Source organism: Streptomyces sp. NPDC059866 (genome assembly GCF_042731325.1).
Taxonomy (GTDB): domain Bacteria; phylum Actinomycetota; class Actinomycetes; order Streptomycetales; family Streptomycetaceae; genus Streptomyces; species Streptomyces flavusporus.
In genome coordinates this window covers 228,481-245,556 of the sequence record NZ_JBHWJT010000006.1, presented here as the reverse complement: position 1 = coordinate 245,556, position 17,076 = coordinate 228,481, and the positions used below count along the sequence as shown (strand labels likewise).

At 71.9% G+C, this 17,076-nt stretch carries 15 protein-coding genes and 3 pseudogenes; 4 read left to right on the top strand and 14 right to left on the bottom strand.

Annotated elements, in window-relative coordinates; translation table 11 throughout:
- Window positions 1-175 precede the first annotated feature (175 nt).
- The 5 genes and pseudogenes from ACFV7R_RS11615 to ACFV7R_RS11595 form a co-directional block, all read right to left on the bottom strand.
- The gene (locus ACFV7R_RS11615; RefSeq protein ID WP_385262572.1) at window positions 176-1,144 is read right to left on the bottom strand and encodes a MoxR family ATPase; all 969 of its coding nucleotides are present in this window, start codon (window positions 1,142-1,144) and stop codon (window positions 176-178) included.
- Between the two features lie 73 nt (window positions 1,145-1,217).
- Window positions 1,218-2,726 carry a hypothetical protein gene (locus ACFV7R_RS11610; RefSeq protein ID WP_385262570.1) on the bottom strand — a complete coding sequence of 503 codons (1,509 nt, stop codon included), beginning with the start codon at window positions 2,724-2,726 and terminating at the stop codon, window positions 1,218-1,220.
- Window positions 2,723-3,118 (bottom strand): annotated as a pseudogene (locus tag ACFV7R_RS11605) (toll/interleukin-1 receptor domain-containing protein); the annotation flags it as partial. The gene ACFV7R_RS11610 and the pseudogene ACFV7R_RS11605, both read right to left, overlap by 4 nt.
- A gap of 21 nt (window positions 3,119-3,139) precedes the next feature.
- Window positions 3,140-3,277: pseudogene (locus ACFV7R_RS11600) on the bottom strand (DUF2510 domain-containing protein); the annotation flags it as partial.
- A gap of 42 nt (window positions 3,278-3,319) precedes the next feature.
- Window positions 3,320-3,559: pseudogene (locus tag ACFV7R_RS11595) on the bottom strand (hypothetical protein); the annotation flags it as partial.
- Window positions 3,560-3,835: 276 nt separating this feature from the next.
- Here ACFV7R_RS11595 and ACFV7R_RS11590 point away from each other — a divergent pair.
- From ACFV7R_RS11590 to ACFV7R_RS11580, 3 genes are all read left to right on the top strand, one after another.
- Window positions 3,836-4,597: a DeoR/GlpR family DNA-binding transcription regulator gene (locus ACFV7R_RS11590; RefSeq protein ID WP_129799978.1), complete on the top strand. Its 762-nt coding sequence runs from the start codon at window positions 3,836-3,838 to the stop codon at window positions 4,595-4,597.
- Entirely contained in the window at window positions 4,594-5,541 is a 948-nt protein-coding gene (gene pfkB, locus ACFV7R_RS11585; protein ID WP_385262567.1) for a 1-phosphofructokinase, read from the top strand. The genes ACFV7R_RS11590 and pfkB overlap by 4 nt, the downstream gene beginning before the upstream one ends.
- Window positions 5,542-5,773: 232 nt before the next feature.
- Entirely contained in the window at window positions 5,774-7,840 is a 2,067-nt protein-coding gene (locus ACFV7R_RS11580) for a fructose-specific PTS transporter subunit EIIC (protein WP_385262564.1), read from the top strand.
- Window positions 7,841-7,915: 75 nt separating this feature from the next.
- Here ACFV7R_RS11580 and ACFV7R_RS11575 read toward each other — a convergent pair whose 3' ends face one another.
- From ACFV7R_RS11575 to ACFV7R_RS11560, 4 genes are all read right to left on the bottom strand, one after another.
- Window positions 7,916-8,662 carry a DUF6227 family protein gene (locus ACFV7R_RS11575; RefSeq protein WP_385262563.1) on the bottom strand — a complete coding sequence of 249 codons (747 nt, stop codon included), beginning with the start codon at window positions 8,660-8,662 and terminating at the stop codon, window positions 7,916-7,918.
- A gap of 194 nt (window positions 8,663-8,856) precedes the next feature.
- On the bottom strand, window positions 8,857-10,083 hold the full coding sequence (locus ACFV7R_RS11570) for an Ig-like domain-containing protein (protein ID WP_385262561.1): 1,227 nt from the start codon (window positions 10,081-10,083) through the stop codon (window positions 8,857-8,859).
- Window positions 10,084-10,234: 151 nt separating this feature from the next.
- Window positions 10,235-11,275: a P1 family peptidase gene (locus ACFV7R_RS11565; protein WP_385262560.1), complete on the bottom strand. Its 1,041-nt coding sequence runs from the start codon at window positions 11,273-11,275 to the stop codon at window positions 10,235-10,237.
- 66 nt (window positions 11,276-11,341) lie between these two features.
- Window positions 11,342-12,583 carry a low temperature requirement protein A gene (locus ACFV7R_RS11560; RefSeq protein WP_385262558.1) on the bottom strand — a complete coding sequence of 414 codons (1,242 nt, stop codon included), beginning with the start codon at window positions 12,581-12,583 and terminating at the stop codon, window positions 11,342-11,344.
- An 82-nt stretch (window positions 12,584-12,665) separates the two neighbouring features.
- Between ACFV7R_RS11560 and ACFV7R_RS11555 the strand changes: the two genes are divergently transcribed.
- Window positions 12,666-12,848, top strand: coding sequence for a hypothetical protein (locus ACFV7R_RS11555; protein ID WP_385262557.1), 183 nt, complete (start codon window positions 12,666-12,668; stop codon window positions 12,846-12,848).
- 49 nt (window positions 12,849-12,897) lie between these two features.
- Here ACFV7R_RS11555 and mscL read toward each other — a convergent pair whose 3' ends face one another.
- The 5 genes from mscL to ACFV7R_RS11530 form a co-directional block, all read right to left on the bottom strand.
- Window positions 12,898-13,374, bottom strand: coding sequence for a large conductance mechanosensitive channel protein MscL (gene mscL / locus ACFV7R_RS11550; RefSeq protein WP_385262554.1), 477 nt, complete (start codon window positions 13,372-13,374; stop codon window positions 12,898-12,900).
- Window positions 13,375-13,515: 141 nt separating this feature from the next.
- Window positions 13,516-14,016, bottom strand: a complete 501-nt coding sequence (locus tag ACFV7R_RS11545) for a hypothetical protein (protein WP_385262553.1) — start codon at window positions 14,014-14,016, stop codon at window positions 13,516-13,518.
- 270 nt (window positions 14,017-14,286) lie between these two features.
- Window positions 14,287-15,120 carry an S-methyl-5'-thioadenosine phosphorylase gene (locus ACFV7R_RS11540; protein WP_385262550.1) on the bottom strand — a complete coding sequence of 278 codons (834 nt, stop codon included), beginning with the start codon at window positions 15,118-15,120 and terminating at the stop codon, window positions 14,287-14,289.
- Window positions 15,121-15,219: 99 nt separating this feature from the next.
- Entirely contained in the window at window positions 15,220-15,522 is a 303-nt protein-coding gene (locus ACFV7R_RS11535; protein WP_385262547.1) for an FmdB family zinc ribbon protein, read from the bottom strand.
- Between the two features lie 68 nt (window positions 15,523-15,590).
- Entirely contained in the window at window positions 15,591-16,880 is a 1,290-nt protein-coding gene (locus ACFV7R_RS11530) for an MFS transporter (protein ID WP_385262544.1), read from the bottom strand.
- Window positions 16,881-17,076 lie beyond the last annotated feature (196 nt).

Here is a 17,076-nt window from a genome sequence, read left to right as displayed (position 1 = left end):
CGTCCGAGCGCGGTGCCGAGGCGCCGCAGTGCTGCCGGAAGCCCCGGTGGGAGGGCGGCGGGAAACGGGCCGGGGGGAGAGAGCCGCGCCCGCTGGGATCCCGGGGTCCGCCCGGGCGGCCGCGGTTTGGAAGCGGCGCCCGGTTCGACCGGGAGCGGCTGTCGGCGGGGCCGGTTCACGGCTCCTCCGGTGCGGTCCACCGCCACAGGGTCTCGACGGCCTCCTGCCAGTCGCCGTCCTCGGCCATGGCCTGCAGGACGCCGTCGGCGGCGAGCCGGAGGGCGTCCAGGAACCGTTCCACGACAGGCCCGTCGGCAGCGCAGGCCCGTTCGACGAAGGCGTCCACCACGTCCTCGGCCGGGCGGGGACCTCCCGGCCCCGGCGGGAAGCGGTTCGCGGCGAGGGCACGCAGCAGCTCGGGGCCGGGCCGGTGCGTCCGGAGGGTCACACAGCGGCGTACGAGATCCGGCGGCAGGTCCCGCTCGCCGGTGGTGGTGATCACGACGACGGGGAAGGCATGGCAGCGCACGGACCCGTCCGGCAGCTGCACCGCCGCCGACGGATCGTCGTCCGTCGACACCCGCAGGCCGGCGGGGACGGCGCAGGGCAGGATGAACCCCCCGCCTCCCAGCACCGTGCACAGGTCCTCGGGCAGCGCGATCTCGGCCCGGTCCAGCCGGTCGATCAGCAGCACGCGCGGCCTGCGGTACGGCAGGAATGCGGTCCCCAGCGGCCCGAGCCGGATCCCACCCCCGTACCCGCCCTCGTGCCCGTCCCCGTACAACCCCTCGCGAAGTGTGCTCAGGGACGTGATCCGCCAGTGCAGGACGCGGCCCAGGCCCAGTTCCCGGCTGATGCGGTACGCGAGGGACGACTTGCCGGTGCCGGGCTCGCCGGTGAGGAGCAGCGGGCGACGCAGGTGCAGCGCCGCGTTCACGCGGGCCACCTCGTCCGGAGGGGCCAGCAGGGGCTGTCGTACGGCGCCCAGCACCACGGGGGCGTACGGGTCGTCGACGGGCGGCGGGGGAAGGTCGGGGCCGCCTCCGAAGCTGCGCCAGGCCGGTGCGTCGGGCCACTCCTTCTCGGTTGCCCCGGGCAGCCCCGTGCCTCGGTACGGTCCCCACGACTCGCTGTTCGACGGCATCTACGGCGTCCCTCCGGATGACGGCTGGGGTGTGATGGGCGGACCGGACCCGGCCGGACACGCCGACAGGTGGTCACGGCGGCTCGGGAAAGACGGGTTTGCGGTCGGGGTCGTCCCACAGGACCGTGAGATGGCGGCCGATGTGTGCCGCGCTCTTGTCGTCGGCGGAGTCGATGGCCGCCCGGCGGCGATAGGCGGCCATCCTGGCCGGGAACCGCGGCAGACCGTCGGCGAGAAGCCCGTCGAGAACGTCCCGGAACTGCTTCGTGGAGCGGCCCGCACGGTGCCAGATCACCACGGGCAGCCCGCTGCGCAGCGCCGCCTGCAACTCGCGGCGCCCGTGTTCGTGGCCGGGCAGCGGCGGCTCGCTCAGCACCAGGGCGACGCAGCTCTCGTTGTCGCTGAGGCGGGCCTCCAGACCGCGCAGATGGTTGCCGTTCCTGCGTGCGACGTTGACGTACACCGACTGCGACGTGTCCTCGTCCCGCTGCAGCTGCTGCCAGCGGGTGCGCCAGAACCGGTACCAGTCGGGGTTCTGCAGCCGGTCCAGGCTGCGGACCACGACCGGGTAGTCCACCGCGAGCGGCACATGCGGCACTTCGGCGGTGTCCCGGGGCCACCAGTCCACCGGCAGGTTGAGCAGTTCGAAGGGCAGGACGAACTCCAGCCACACGTCGGCCAGCCGGTCGCCGCCGACTCCCTCGACCGTCTTGATGACATGGCTCACGGCCTGCTGGAGCCCGTCGGTGGGCACCCGGGGGATCGGCTCGCCGTGCTTCCAGCTCGGGCCGTGGGCGTCGGACATGAGGGAGTGCGAGACGGTGTAGTGCCCGTTCTCCAGCGGGTCGGGCGCGATGTGGATCGCCAGGTACTCCTGGTTCGGCCGGACCGCCGGGGGGACCGGAGACCTGGCCCGGTCGAGATCGAGCAGCTCGGCCAGGCCGCAGCTCAGGGCCCACTGACGGTTGCGCGCGAGCAGCTCGCCCGCGAGGGGCCGGTCCATCACGTCGGCGATGCGGTCCAGATAGACCATCCACGGCGGCAACCCGCCTCGCGGAGCGCCCTGTCCTGCCATGTGCAGGAAGTCGTGCCAGCACGTCTCGGCCTGCGGCGGTGGCGCGGAGACCCTGGTGTCGGTGGCCACCCGGACGAGTGCGGTCCGCATGCCGTACGACAGCGTCAGCGCCCCGAGGGCGTCGCCGAGGAAATCCCAGGAACCCGTGACGTCGGGCAGGCCGTGCAGCGCGTCCACGGCCGTCCACTCGTCGGCGAGCCGTTGCACGACCTGCGCCTGCGCGCACCCCGGCTCCAGCAACGACAGCTTCCGTGCCAGGGCCGGCAGCCCGTCCTGATGCCGAGTGCAGAAACGGAACAGCTCCAGCAACTGCAGCGGCACAGTGGTGTGCTCCCGCAGGTCGGCCCGGCGGCCCACGGCCTCGCCGACCAGCTCGATCAGCAGGGCTCGCGCCGGCCGGTCTTGGAGCGAGGGGACCTCGAGCAGCGCGGCCAGTGTCTCCTCCCCGATCCGGTCCCGTATCCGTACCACCGGATTGCCGCGGTCCGCGCCGCCTTGTCCCGTCAACGTCGCCCCGCCGGGTCGGGGAAGGAAGGCGGGGAGGCGGCCGGTCCGGCGCGGCCTGTGGGGGTGGCGCCGACGGCGTGGAGCAGCCGGGCCCGGGCCTCGTCCTCGCCCAGCCCGGTGAGGTCGGTGTACGGCACCTGGGACAGGGGCCACTCGGGTCGGCAGGGCTGCACCACGACCGGCACGAGTGTGTCCGCGAGGCCTTCCGGATCCTGTTGGTGCACCTGTACGGATTCGAGGTAGGCCGGGGACAGCAGGGCGATCACGCGTTCGCCCTGTTCCGGCTCGGTCCGCGGGCCGATGCTCGCGTTGCCCTCCAGGACGAGTACGCGCAGTCCCGCGTTCTCCAGCTGCCAGGCGGTCCAGTCGGCCCAGGAGCGGTCGGCCGCGACGCAGGACACGAGGAAGCGGACCGGTGCGCCGGCGGCGGCCGACCCCACGGGGCGGATCTGGTCCGTCCATGCCCTGCCGTCCCACCAGCGCTCGGTGGCGGGACCGTCACTTGTCCGTCCGGGGTCGGGGTACCACCCGGGAAGAACTGCCTGCGGCACCGGGGCGGGAGTGGTCCTGGTGGCGAACTCCCGCACCAGACGACCGACGGTCTCGGCGGTCCGGCTGGGGCCTTCCAGCAGCGACACGGCGTGGGACAGCGCAGACAGCCCGTCGTTCCCCGCGCGGATGCAGAACCGCACCAGCTCGAGCATGTGCAGCTGCAGGGTGGCCTGCTCCCGCACCACCACCGGCCGCCCCAGCTCCTCGCCGATCAGCTCGGCCAGCATCGCCCTGGCGTTGCGGTCGTAGAGGATCGGCGAGTCGCACAGCGTGTGGACCACGGCTTGCTGCCAGTCATGGTCCGGGCGGGCACGGAGACCGTCCCTGTCCACAACACCCCCCGAGAAGCTGTGTCCCGGGATCCAGGATACGGACGCGGTGACACGGCGTCAGGGCTTCTGCAGTGCCGTCCGGCTTGATCCGGAGGTCTTGCTTCTCGGGCAGAAACCAAAGCCCGTTTGTGCCCGACTGAGTCTGAACCTGTTTACTTTCTGGAAATCCAGGCGTAGCCTCCGAGTGAAACCACACGTTCGGGCATGGTTCGGAGGCGATCGGGCATGTACGCACCGGAGCGGCAACAGGAGATCGTCCGTCTCGCCCGTGACGGCGGCCGGGTGGACGTGGTGTCGCTGGCCGAGGAGTTCCAGGTCACGGCGGAGACGATCCGCCGCGACCTGAAGGCCCTCGACCGCGCGGGCCTCCTCCGCCGGGTGCACGGCGGCGCCATCCCGGCCGGCCGGCTCGACTTCGAGCCGGACCTCGCCGAGCGCGAGTCCACCGCGGCCGACGAGAAGGACCGCATCGCGAAGGCGGCCCTGGCCGAACTGCCCACCGAGGGCACGATGATCCTCGACGCCGGTACGACCGTGGCGCGGCTGGCGGCCGCCATCCCGCCGGAGTCCTCGCTCACCGTCGTCACGCACAGCCTGCCGATCGCGGCCCGCCTCGCGGACCACCCCGGCATCCAGCTCCACCTCGTCGGCGGGCGCGTACGGCATCGCACGCGCGCCGCCGTGGACGCCTGGGCGCTGCGCGCATACGGCGAGATCCGGGCGGACGTCCTCTTCGTGGCCGCCAACGGCTTCTCCGCCGAGCACGGCCTGACCACTCCCGACCTCGCCGAGGCCGCGGTCAAGCGGACGGCCCTCGCCGCCGCCCGCCGCGTGGTGCTGCTCGCCGACTCCTCCAAGCACGGCCAGGAGCACTTCGCCCGCTTCGGTGACCTGAGCGATGTGGACCTGCTGATCACCGACACCGAGCTGAGCCCCGAAGACGCCACCGCCATCGAGCGCGGCGGCACGGAAGTAGTGCGCGCATGATTCTCACCGTCACCCCGAACCCGTCCCTCGACCGCACCTACGAGGTCCAGGCCCTGAAGCACGGTGAGGTCATCCGTGCCGAGACCGAGCGCGTGGACCCCGGTGGCAAGGGCGTGAACGTCTCGCGCGCCGTCGCGGCCGCCGGGCGGCGCACGGTGGCGGTGCTGCCCCTGGGTGGTGCGCCGGGGGCGCTCGTCGCCGACCTGCTCCACGCGCAGGGCATCGAGGTCGCGCCGGTCCCCGTCGCCGGCGCCACCCGCTCCAACATCGCGCTCGCCGAGGCCGACGGCGTCCTCACGAAGATCAACGCGCCCGGTCCGGAGCTGTCGGCCGACGAGCAGGAGCTGCTCTTCGAGACCGTACGCCGGCAGGCGCGCGACGCCGACTGGATCGCCTGCTGCGGCAGTCTGCCCCGGGGCCTCGCGCCGTCCTGGTACGCCGACCTGGTCGCGCGGGCGCACGCCGACGGTGCGCGCATCGCACTGGACACCTCCGGCCCCGCGCTGCTCGAAGCGCTGCGCGAGCGGCCCGACGTGGTGAAGCCGAACGCGGAGGAGCTCGCGCAGGCCGTCGGGCGCCCGCTGGCGACCGTGGGGGACGCCGTGAAGGCGGCCGAGGAGTTGCGCGAGCGGGGTGCGCGCACCGTGCTGGCGAGCCTGGGCGCCGACGGGCAGCTGCTCGTGGACGGTGCGGGTATCTGGTTCGGCAGCGCGCGCGTCGACGTCGTGCGCTCCAACGTGGGCGCCGGCGACTCCTCGCTCGCCGGCTTCCTGATCGCCGGCGGCAACGGCCCGGAGGCGCTCGCCTCCGCGATCGCGCACGGCGCGGCCGCCGTCCAGCTGCCCGGCAGCGTGATGCCGGCGCCGGGCGACCTGGACCCGGCCGCGGTGACGGTGACGGCCGAGGTCCCGGTGGACCGCGAACTGACGGAGCCGGCGTCATGACCGTACGGACGACATCCCCGACGCCACCCCTCGAACCGGCCACGCAGCGGCGACACTCGCCGTTACTCGCCGCGGCCGCCGGACGGCAGGGCACCCTGAGCCGCCCTGCCGTCCGGTGGAGGCGGGGCCTCCCCGGCTCCGCCTCCACTGCACCCCCGACCCCCCACTGCACCCCCGTCCCCTCTTCCGCCCACCCCACTGACCGGGCGATACGCGTGCGAAGGAGCCCGCGATGAGTGACATGATCACCGCGGACCTGGTCGATCTCGACCTGTCCGCCGAGACCAAGGAAGCGGCGGCGCGCGCCCTCGCCGAGCGCATGGTGGCCCTGGGCCGGGTGACCGACCTGGAGGGCTTCCTCGCCGACGTGGCCGCCCGCGAGGCGCAGATGCCGACCGGCCTCGACGGCGGTATCGGCATCCCGCACTGCCGCAGCGAACACGTCACCGAGCCGACGCTCGGCTTCGGGCGCAGCGCCGCCGGCATCGACTTCGGTGCCGCGGACGGGCCCGCCGACCTGATCTTCCTGATCGCCGCGCCCGCCGGCGCCGACGACGCCCACCTGACGATCCTGTCGTCGCTGGCCCGGCAGCTGATGAACACCGAGTTCACCGACGCGCTGCGCTCGGTGGGCGACGCGGCGGCCGCGGCGGCGCTCATCCGCGGGGAGGAGCCCGAGGCGGCTACGGCCGAGGGCACCACCGAAGGCGCCGAGGGCGCCACCGAAGACTCCGTGGCGGCGTCGGGGGCGGCCTCCGCCGACGCCGCCGCGGGTGACACCGCCGACGACTCCGCCGGCGACCGCCCCTTCCGTATCGTCGCCGTCACCTCCTGCCCCACCGGCATCGCCCACACCTACATGGCAGCCGAGTCGCTGGAGAACGCGGGCCGCGAGGCGGGCGTCGAGGTGGTCGTCGAGACGCAGGGCTCGGCCGGATTCACCCGGCTCGACCCGAACGTCATCGCGGCTGCGGACGGCGTGATCTTCGCCCATGACCTGCCGGTCCGCGAGAAGGACCGCTTCGCCGGGAAGCCGACCGTCGACGTCGGTGTGAAGGCGGGCATCAACCGTGCCGCCGAGCTGATCGCCGAGGTGCGCGGCAGGGCGGAGCGCGGTGAGGTCACGGCCGCCGCCCGCCCCGGCACACCGGTGGAACGCGCCGGTGAGCCGGATGAGGGCTACGGCACCAAGCTGCGCAAGTGGCTGATGTCCGGCGTCAGTTACATGGTCCCGTTCGTCGCGGCCGGCGGTCTGCTGATCGCCCTCGGGTTCGCGATCGGCGGCTACCAGATCAACGAGGCCAAGTCGGTCACCGAGCACTTCGACTGGGGCCAGGTCGACAGCTGGGGCGCGCTGCTGTTCCAGATCGGCGCGGCGGCCTTCGGCTTCCTCGTCCCGGTCCTCGCCGGATACATCGCCTACGGCATGGCCGACCGGCCAGGACTCGTGCCCGGCTTCGTCGGCGGAGCGATCTCCCTGACGATCGGCGCCGGGTTCCTCGGCGGTCTGGTCGCCGGTCTCATCGCCGGTGCTGTCGTGCTCGGCATCCAGCGCATCGACATCCCACCGGTGCTGCGCGGCATCATGCCGGTGGTGGTGATCCCGCTGATCTCCACGGCGGTCGTCGGATTCCTGATGTTCGTGGTCATCGGCAAGCCGATCGCCGAGGCGCAGCAGGCCCTGACCGACTGGCTGAACGGCCTGTCCGGCGCCAACGCCATCCTGCTCGGTGTGCTGCTCGGCCTGATGATGTGCTTCGACCTCGGCGGACCGGTCAACAAGGTCGCGTACACGTTCGCCACCGCAGGCATCTCCGTCGCGGCGCCCAGCGACTCCGCGATGAAGATCATGGCCGCGGTGATGGCCGCCGGCATGGTCCCGCCGCTGGGCATGGCCCTCGCCACCACCCTGCGCAAGAAGCTGTTCACCAGCGCCGAGCGCGAGAACGGCAAGGCGGCCTGGGTCCTCGGCGCCTCCTTCATCTCCGAGGGCGCCATCCCGTTCGCGGCGGCCGACCCGCTGCGGGTCATCCCGGCCTCCATGGCGGGTGGCGCGGTGACCGGCGCGCTGACCATGGCGTTCGGCTCGACCCTGCGCGCCCCGCACGGCGGCATCTGGGTCACCTTCCTGATCGGCAAGCCGTTCCTGTACCTGCTGGCCATCGCGGCCGGTACGGCGGTGACGGCCGGCCTGGTGATCCTCCTCAAGGGCCTGCGCAAGCCGGCGCCCGGCGCCGAGGCGTCCGAACCGGCGGGCGGCCCGGCCGCGGCGGAGGTGAAGCAGCCGGTGGCGGCGTGAGGCTCACACGCACCATCCGGCGGCGGGTGTAAGGGAGTTCATGGTCCCGGGACTTCGGTCCCGGGACCATGGCGTCTACGACACCTGCGCGGCCCTGCGCTCCATCGCGTCCCGCGCTGCGTCCTCCGTCGTGTACACCTCGCACATGTGCCGGCCGTCCGGTGTGGCCGTGTGCTCCACCTCCCAGAGGGAGATCTCCTGCCCGTCGTGCAGCAGGAACGCATGCTCGTAGAGCGAGAAGCACAGCCCGGCGCGTCCCGCGCGGCAGGGGCGCCCGAAGGCCTGCGTGATCTGGTGCGCGCACGCCGTGGCCAGCAGCGCGGCCGTCTCCGCACCGGGCCGGTCCGGGTTCTCCGCCCGGCGCAGCAGCCGACGCGCGTGGTCCGCCGAGTCGTCGGGCACGTACGCATGCCGCGGCTCGAGGACCGGCGACAGCTGCATCACCATCGGCAGCTCGAACTCCGGTGGGTCCGGCGGCAGCGGCAGCCGGGCGCCGGCGGCGCGCAGCTCCTCCGCATCGACATAGACCTCGTACTGCGGGGCACCGCCCGGCGTGGTGTTGTGCACGAGCTCCCAGAGCGTGAGCGCCGAGCCGTCGGCGAGCAGCCAGGTGTGCCGGTACGTCTCGCGGTGCAGGCCCGCGCTGTAGTGCGCGGAGTGCAGCGAGCTGTCATGCACGAGCGCACCCTCGAGCCGCCCTATCGTCTCGTCGGGCAGCTCGAACGAGTTCAGGGCACGGCCGAGCAGTCGCGTGAGGTGCTCCTCCGGAGACTCGGGCGACTCGGGTGGTTCGTACGCTGCCGTCTCGTACGGAACGCTCAAGGTTTCTCCCGGCGTTGCTGCATGTCACCTTGTGGGTGCATACCGTAGCCCCTCGGTCGGACATCATGTCCGGGAACCGAGAAAACGTACGCCCGGAAAACGGGCGGGCCGCGGACGAGGTTCCCATGCGACCCGACGTCTCATCAAAGGCGGCTGGTGAGAGGCCACTTGCGGTGATCTGTTGATCCCGGCGGTCAGGTGGCGCTGCCGGCGATCCACTCGCTCCACGCCATGTTCCAGCCGTTGAGGCCGTTGTCCGGCGCCACCGTCGTGTCGGGAGAGTTCTTGACGATCACGACGTCCCCGACGAGCGAGTTGTCGTAGAACCACTTGCCAGGAGTGTCGCCCTGCGCGCCCTGCACGTCCTCGAGCCCGACGCAGCCGTGGCTGGTGCCCTGGCGGCCGAAGGGCGGACTGCCCTTGCTGTACCAGTAGTTGCCGTGGATGAACGTGCCGGACCTGGTCAGTCGCATCGCGTGCGGCACGTCCGGGATGTCGTACTCCCCGCCGAAGCCGACCGTCGAGCCGTTCATCCGGGTCTGTTCGAACTTCTCGGAGATCACCATCCGGCCGTTGTACGTGCTGTGCTGCGGGCTGCCCGCCGAGATCGGCACCGTGCGGACGGTCCTGCCGTCCCGCACGACCGTCATGGTCTGGGTGCCGGCGTCGACCGTGGAGACCTGCGAACGCCCGATGGTGAAGGTGACGGTCTTCTTCTGCACCCCGTAGACGTCGTTCGCGCCCTCCACGCCGTCCAGGTCGATCTTCATCGTGACCTTGGAGCCGGCCTTCCAGTACTCCTCGGGCCGGAAGTCCAGCCGCTGCGACCCGAACCAGTGCCCGACCACCTTCTGTCCGCTGCTGGACGTGACCGTGATGTGCGACTGCACGGCCTTCTTGTCGCTGATCGCCTTGTCGAACTCGAACGACACCGGCATCCCCACCCCGACCGTCGTGCCGTCGTCCGGGGTGTACGTCCCGATGAAGCTGTTGGCCGAAGTGACGGTGGTGAAGACGGAGTCGGCGGCGGTGGTCCTCCCGTCCGCGTCCTTCGCGGTCGCCGCGATCTCGTACTTCGTCCCCCGCTCCAGCTGCTCCTTCGGCTTCCAGCTCCTGCCGTCGGAGGACAACGCCCCCGGTACGGCCTGCCCGGTCTCCGCCACCGTCATCTTCACGTCGGTCAGCCGCCCGTCGCTGACCTTCACGCCCGTCGTGTTGATGGACGCGCCCGTCGAACCGTCCTTGGCCGAAATGGCGATCCTCGCCGCTGAGGTCTTCGCGTCGTCCTTGCCGCCGTCGCCCCCCTTGCCGTCGCTGCTGGCCTTGGCGCTGCCGCCACAGGCGGTGAGGGTGAGGGCGCCGACCATCAGGGCGGCACTGGCCACCAGCGCGCGCCGCTTTGCCATGTCCGGCGTTGTCACGGGCTGCTCCCCATTCATGTGATGTGCGTGATCCGCTCCAAGCGTCGAGAAAGAGGGGATCGGCGACCGGTGGGGTTCCCTCCGGTCGCGCTGAACGCCATCACGTGACAGAACCGGGACAAACGGCCCGGCCGGGTGGGCGCAGCACCGATCAGCGCCGGACCGCGTCACTCCCGTACAGCTCGGTGTACGACGGCCACACCCCACCCGGCCCGTCCACCGACTCCGCGGCGCGCACCGCGCGTACGATCGCGCGGGTCACCACATCCGCGCCGGCCGCGAGGATCTCGTTCAGCGCGAGGGGCTGCCCGGCGTCGAGCCCGCGCACCCCCGTCGCCAGCGCGAACACCGTGTCGCCGTCGTTGAGCAGATGCACCGGCCGTACCGCGCGCGCGATCCCGTCGTGCGCCGTGCCCGCCAGTTTCTGCGCCTGTGCCTTCGACAGTGCCGCGTCGGTGGCGACCACCGCGAGCGTGGTGTTCAGCGGAGGCGGCGCGTTCCTGGCCGCGCACTCGACGAGGCGCCGGCGCGCCGCGTCATGGACATGCGCCTCCGGGTGGTCGACCCGCCCCTGGAACAACTCCCCGTACAGGACGCCCGTCTCGGGATCCGTCGCCGACCCCGCCGCGTTGGCCACCACCAGCGCCGCCACCGTGATTCCGGAGCCGAGGACCGTGCTCGCGGTGCCGATCCCGCCCTTGACCGGTCCGACCGTGGCACCCGTACCGGCACCGACACAGCCCTCCGCCACGGCCGCGCCGACCTCGCTCGCCGCGGCCGCCTCCACCGCGGCCCGCCCGAGGGCGGCGTCCGGCCGGGCGCGGAACTCCCCGCCCCGCCCCAGATCGAAGACACAGGCGGCCGGCACCACCGGCACGACATGCGCCGGATCCGCCCCCACACGCACGCCCCGCCCCTGCTCCTCCAGCCAGGCCATCACACCGGACGCCGCGTCCAGCCCGTAGGCGCTGCCGCCGGTCAGCACGATCGCCTCGACCTTCTGCACCAGGTTGCGCGGGTCGAGAGCGTCGGTCTCCTTGGTGCCGGGACCTCCGCCGCGTACGTCCACCGCGGCGACGGCCCCGCCCTCGGGGGCGAGTACCACCGTGGTGCCGGTGAGCCAACCGTCGCCGGTGCGGTTCGCATGCCCCACCCGCAGGCCTGTCACGTCCGTCAGAGCGTCAACTGTCATGGGAATCAGTCTCGCTTCAGGGCCCGCCCCCGGCACGCGCGCCCCCGCACCGCCCACAGCAGGGCGTCAGCCCGCCGGGGTCGTGTCCCTCGCCTTGAGCCGTCCGAACGCCATACGTGCCGTCAACGTCTCCCCGGTCGCCACGGTCAGCGCCGAAACGATGCCGGCCGCGAGGACCGCCCAGTCGCCCAGGAAGGCGCAGCAGATCACCAGCAAGGCCCCGGTCGGCAGCACCAGTTGCTCGGTGATGCCCACCTTGAAGTGGCGCGAGTGCAGTGCCCAGACGGTGAGCAGGTAGAGCGCCGTCGGCAGGGTCACCGCGGCAGAGGCGGACAGGGTGGAGATGTGTGCCTTGCCGACCGCCTGCTCGACCGCCACCTCCAGGCCGGCGCCGATCGCGGCCCCCGAGGCAAAGATCAGATAGTGGCCGTAACCCCACACGAACGCCTGTCTGCTGGACCGCAGATGCCCGTGAATGGGCACCACGAAATAGATCCACCAGGCGGAGAACACGATCAGCAGGCCGCCCATCGTGATCGGCAGCAGTTCGCCGAGCGCGTCGTTCTCGTCCACGCCCGACTTCACGGCGACCGTGGACGCGGCGATCGTCTCGCCGAGCACGATGATCGTGAACAGGCCGTACCGCTCGGCGATGTGGTGCGGATGCCAGGACGTCATCGAGGCCCGCTCCGCGTAGATCGGCACGCACAGCTCGGCGATCGCCATCACCAGGAACCACCAGGGGCGAGCGGGCTCGGGCAGGAGCACCAGCCCCGCCCAGCCGACCAGGCAGAGCATGACGCCGGCCGCGTACCGCAGTGCCGACGTTCTCGCCGCGCCCTCGGCGGATCTCGCGGCCCGCAGCCACTGGGCGGCCATCGCCAGCCGCATGACGACATAGCCGAGCCAGACGAAGAGGAAGTCATGGTCCTCGAACGCCCGCGAGATCCCGGCGGCGAGCACGAGCACGCCGGCGATCTGCACCAGCGTCACGACGCGGTAGAGGGCGTCGTCGTTGTCGTACGCCGAGGCGAACCAGGTGAAGTTCATCCAGGCCCACCAGATGGCGAAGAAGACCATGGCGTAGTTGAGGATGCCCTCGCCCGCATGTCCTTCGGCCACGGCGTGCACCAGCTGGATGCCCGCCTGCGCGACGGCCACGACGAAACACAGGTCGAAGAAGAGTTCCAGCGGCGTGGCGGCGCGATGTGCCTCGTCGCGACCGCGGGCCGTGAGTCGGCGCAGTGGGCTGCGTGGACGGCCCGGCGCGCCTGCCTGCGAGGACGATGGAGTGGGACTGGACGTCATGGTGCACAGCACAGCAGATATCGGCCGGAAAGTCTTGATCGGATTCGCAGGAGAAGAGTCCTCGGCCCCGTACCCTGGGGGTATGAGCACCTCCCCCGCCCCCGAGCAGCGCGACCCCAGGGCCGCGCTGATTTTCGACGACCCGCTGACCGAGCAGTCCTCGGACGACACGGACCGGGGCTGGGGTGAGCGGCCGGGCACCGGCGGGGACGCGGCGGACGACCTGAAGCGCTTCCTCGACGAGAAGCCGCCCCACCACCTGTGAGCCGGCAGGGCCCGGCGGACAATCGCCCTCGGGGCCCTGTGAACCGGCCCTAATGCTCGGTGTGGCCCGAGCCGCGCTGCGCGACCAGCGAGTCGCGGATCTCCTTGAGCACCTCCAGCTCGGTCACCTCGATGACCTCGTGCGTGCCCTCCCTCGCCTTCCTGCGGGCCTCTACGCGGGCCAGGTACTTGGCCATCGGCAGGACCATCAGGAAGTAGACCACCGCCGCGGTGATCACGAAGCTGAGCGTGGCTCCCAGCACGGAGCCCCAGAGGATCATGACCCCGTGTGAGACCGAGCCGTCCGCCGCCAGCGTGCACGGGCCCTTCAGGCACGAGCTGTAGCTGTCGAGGTTCTTGGTGCCGATCGCCCCGACCAGCGGGTTGATGACGCCCTTCACCACCGAGTTGACGATGTTGGTGAAGGCGGCGCCGATGACCACCGCTACCGCCAGATCGACGACGTTCCCGCGCATCAGGAAGGCCTTGAAGCCGTCCCAGACGCCCGGTTCCTTCTTCTCGCTCACCTCGTGGCCTCTCCTCGTCACACGCACAGGTTGTGGAACAAACAGCTCCGCAACCTACGTCAGGGCGAGGCGGCACTGTCCAATCCGGTAGCTGGAACGAGGGACTCGACGGTAAATGGCGCCCCCTTCGCAAGGTTCGGTTCAGCACAACGTCACCGCCAGTCGCGCCGTGGCGCTCGCCCCGGCGAGACGGGCCGCGGTGGAACGCGGTACCGAGAGCACCACCAGCGCACCGCTGTCGACCTCACCGTCCAGCGGCTCGGGCACCTTGGTCACCAGCGCCCCCCGCGCGATCACGCCGGCCTCTCCGCCGGTCGCCGTCTCCTCGGCGGCGACGACGTCGACCCGGTCGCCCGGCTGCAGCAGCCGCACCGTGGCCGCGTCGGCGATCCGTACCGGCGCGGAGACCCGCTCCACCGGTCGGCGCTCCGGCGACCGGTCCGCCACCGGATGACCGCGGGCCTGATCGTTGCGATGGGGGTCGGCCGGGCCCCGCGGGCCTGCCGCCACGAGCGCGGCAGCGGTCACCGCGAGCCCGGCCGCGAGGGCCCGCCGCCGGTGCCGTCCGAGCCGGTGCAGCAGAAACCGCCCACCGCGCACGCGGACGGGAGCGAAGTGCGGCACCTCGCACGTTGCGGGCACGTCGCCACCCGGCGGATGGGGAGCGGAAGGAGAGGGGGAGAGCTCCGCGTAGGACGGAGAGGGGGAGAGCTCCGCGTAGGACGGAGAGGGGGAAGGCGAGGGAGACAGGGACACGTGGACCACCTCCTGCGATGCGGATTCGGCTTGCGAGCCCACGATGAGGCTTCGCGCCGCAGTCCGCTGAGAGAGGTGGACTACCGACAGGTTGTGGAAAACTCCCTCACCCGAACGGGACGTTCCGCGCTGCGGCAGCGCGAACCCCGCACCGCGCTACGGCAGCGCGAACCCCGGATCCATCCCGCCGAGCGCCGTCGTGCACAGGCAGTCCCGCTCGTCGTTCGCGGGCAGTGCGGCCACCGCGTCGAACAGCACGCCCCGCAGCCGGTCCACGTTCGCGGCGAACACCCGGAGCACCTCGTCGTGCGAGACGCCCTCTCCGGTCTCGGCGCCGGCATCCAGGTCGGTGACCAGGGTCAGCGACGTGTAGCAGAGCTCGAGTTCACGGGCGAGCGCCGCCTCCGGGTGGCCCGTCATGCCCACTACCGACCAGCCCTGCGCCCGGTGCCACAACGATTCGGCACGGGTGGAGAAGCGCGGCCCCTCGATCACGACCAGCGCGCCGCCGTCCACGGGCTCCCAGTCCCGCCCACGCGCCGCCTTCAGCGCGGCGGCCCGTCCGGCAGGGCAGTAGGGGTCGGCCAGCGAGACGTGCACCACGTTCGGCACGGTGCCGTCGGGCAGCGGCAACCCGTCGAAGTACGTCGACATCCGGGACTTCGTACGGTCGACCAGTTGGTCCGGGACGAGCAGCGTGCCCGGCCCGTATTCGGGCCGCAGACCGCCCACCGCGCACGGGCCGAGCACCTGACGCACCCCGAGCGACCGCAGCGCCCACAGGTTGGCCCGGTAGTTGATCCGGTGCGGCGGAAGATGGTGGCCGCGTCCGTGCCGCGGCAGGAAGGCGACCCGTCGGCCGGCGATCTCGCCGAGGAAGAGGGAGTCGCTGGGCGGCCCGTACGGCGTCTCCACCTGGAGCTCGGTCACCTCGTCGAGGAACGAGTAGAAGCCGGAGCCGCCGATTACACCGATCTCTGCGTTCGCCATGACCAGCACAGTAGCTGGCACCCGGCGACGCGTACGGGCCGGTGCCGAAAACACCGAAGCCCCTGCCGCCCTACGACGGCAGGGTCCCGTGCGGCTGAATCAGGCGGCGGTGCTGCCGGCCGAGGTGCCGGTGCCCGACGCCTTCGAGTCCGAGGACGAGGAGGACGACGTCGACGAGGACGAGGTCGACGGCTTCGACGACGCAGGCGAGCTGCTCGACGAGGAGCCGCGGCTGTCGTTGCGGTAGAAGCCGGAGCCCTTGAAGACGATGCCGACGGCGGAGAACACCTTCTTGAGGCGGCCACCGCAGTTGGGGCACTCGGTCAGGGCGTCGTCGGTGAACTTCTGCACCGCCTCGAGGCCCTCGCCGCACTCGGTGCACTGGTACTGGTAGGTCGGCACTTGTCTTCCTCCTGGCACTCTTACTCGATGAGTGCTAACGACGGTCCATAGTGACGTATTCCTCGGGTTCAGTCCACTGCGACCGGCGTGCGGTGACCGACGCCACGCGCGACGGTGCGGCTGTGAGACCGTGCCGTGAGCCGCGAGCGGAGCGCCACCAGTGTCGCCAGGGCGAGCGCCGTGCCGCCGAGCGGAACGAGGAACCCGGCGCCGTTCCAGAAGCGGTCCTCCAACTGTCCGGCCACCGTGACCGCGCCCGCTTGGCCGAGCGCCACCGCGCCGGTCAGCCAGGTGAAGGCCTCGGTGCGCGCCCCGGCCGGAACCAGCCCCTCGACCAGTGTGTAGCCGGTGATCAGGGCGGGCGCGATGCACATGCCGACCAGGAGGCCGAGACCTGCGAGCAGGAGCACCGAGTGTGCCGCCCACAGGCCGGAGGCGGCCAGGGCGAGGGCCGCGTATCCGACGACCAGGCGCTGTTGGGGGGCCGCCTTCCATGCGATGGCGCCGCAGGCGATGCCGGAGAGCATGTTGCCGGCGGCGAAGGTCCCGTACAGGACGCCGTTCAGGCCGGGCTCGCCGATCGACTCGGTGAAGGCGGCCAGCGACACCTGCATGCCGCCGAAGACGGAGCCGATGCCCAGGAAGGCCACGACCAGAACACGCACCCCGGGGACCCGGAGCGCGGAAACGTGCTGCACGCGCGCGTGCCCACCGGCGGCGACCGCGGGCTGGGTGCCCTTCTGTGCGGCGAACAGCAGGCCTCCGACCAGCGTCAGTGACGCCTCCGTCACCAGGCCTGCGGCCGGGTTCACGGCGGTGCACAGCGCGGTGGCGAGCAGCGGGCCGACGACGAAGGTCAGCTCGTCCGTGACCGACTCGAACGCCGCCGCCGTCGTCATCAGCGGCGAGTCCTTGAGCTTCACTCCCCAGCGGGCGCGCACCATGGGGCCGATCTGCGGGACCGAGGCGCCGGTGGGGACGGCGGCCGCGAACAGCGCCCACAGAGGGGCGTCCGCCAGCGCGAGCGCCGTCAGGGTGAGGCCGGACAGCGTGTGCACCAGCACGCCGGGGATCAGTACGGCGCGCTGCCCGAAGCGATCCGCCAGGCGGCCGCTGTAGGGCGCGAACAGCGCCATGGAGACGCCGGTGACGGCCGCGGCGGCGCCTGCCACGCCGTACGAGCCGGTGGTGTGCTGCACCAGCAGCACGATGGAGATCGTGAGCATGGCGAACGGCTGGCGCGCCGCGAAACCGGGGAGCAGGAACGTCCAGGCGCCGCGGGTGCGCAGCAGTTGTCCGTATCCCGGGCGGGAGGAGGGGGCCGGCGAGTCCTTCGACGGCGTGACCGTGGACGCCACGGCCTGTGCCTTTCTGCCGCCTGGTAGCGCGCCCGTGCGGGTGCGCCGAGAGCTGTCCTCTTGCGCGGAACTGCGGTAGATACCGGCGCCCACTGAGGGAGGCGTCCCGGCCGCCATACGGTCGCGCCAGCTCTGCGTCAGGCAGAGTTGGTTCGATCAAGGTCCGCCTTCATCGTACAGGGGTCAACGGCTGGTG

Bases quoted from the DNA above. Each gene is read 5' to 3' on its own strand.
- ACFV7R_RS11560 (WP_385262558.1), bottom strand. From the start codon at position 12,583: ATGACGTCCAGTCCCACTCCATCGTCCTCGCAGGCAGGCGCGCCGGGC.
- pfkB (WP_385262567.1), top strand. From the start codon at position 4,594: ATGATTCTCACCGTCACCCCGAACCCGTCCCTCGACCGCACCTACGAG.
- ACFV7R_RS11555 (WP_385262557.1), top strand. From the start codon at position 12,666: ATGAGCACCTCCCCCGCCCCCGAGCAGCGCGACCCCAGGGCCGCGCTG.
- ACFV7R_RS11580 (WP_385262564.1), top strand. From the start codon at position 5,774: ATGAGTGACATGATCACCGCGGACCTGGTCGATCTCGACCTGTCCGCC.
- ACFV7R_RS11565 (WP_385262560.1), bottom strand. From the start codon at position 11,275: ATGACAGTTGACGCTCTGACGGACGTGACAGGCCTGCGGGTGGGGCAT.
- ACFV7R_RS11615 (WP_385262572.1), bottom strand. From the start codon at position 1,144: ATGCCGTCGAACAGCGAGTCGTGGGGACCGTACCGAGGCACGGGGCTG.
- ACFV7R_RS11590 (WP_129799978.1), top strand. From the start codon at position 3,836: ATGTACGCACCGGAGCGGCAACAGGAGATCGTCCGTCTCGCCCGTGAC.
- ACFV7R_RS11540 (WP_385262550.1), bottom strand. From the start codon at position 15,120: ATGGCGAACGCAGAGATCGGTGTAATCGGCGGCTCCGGCTTCTACTCG.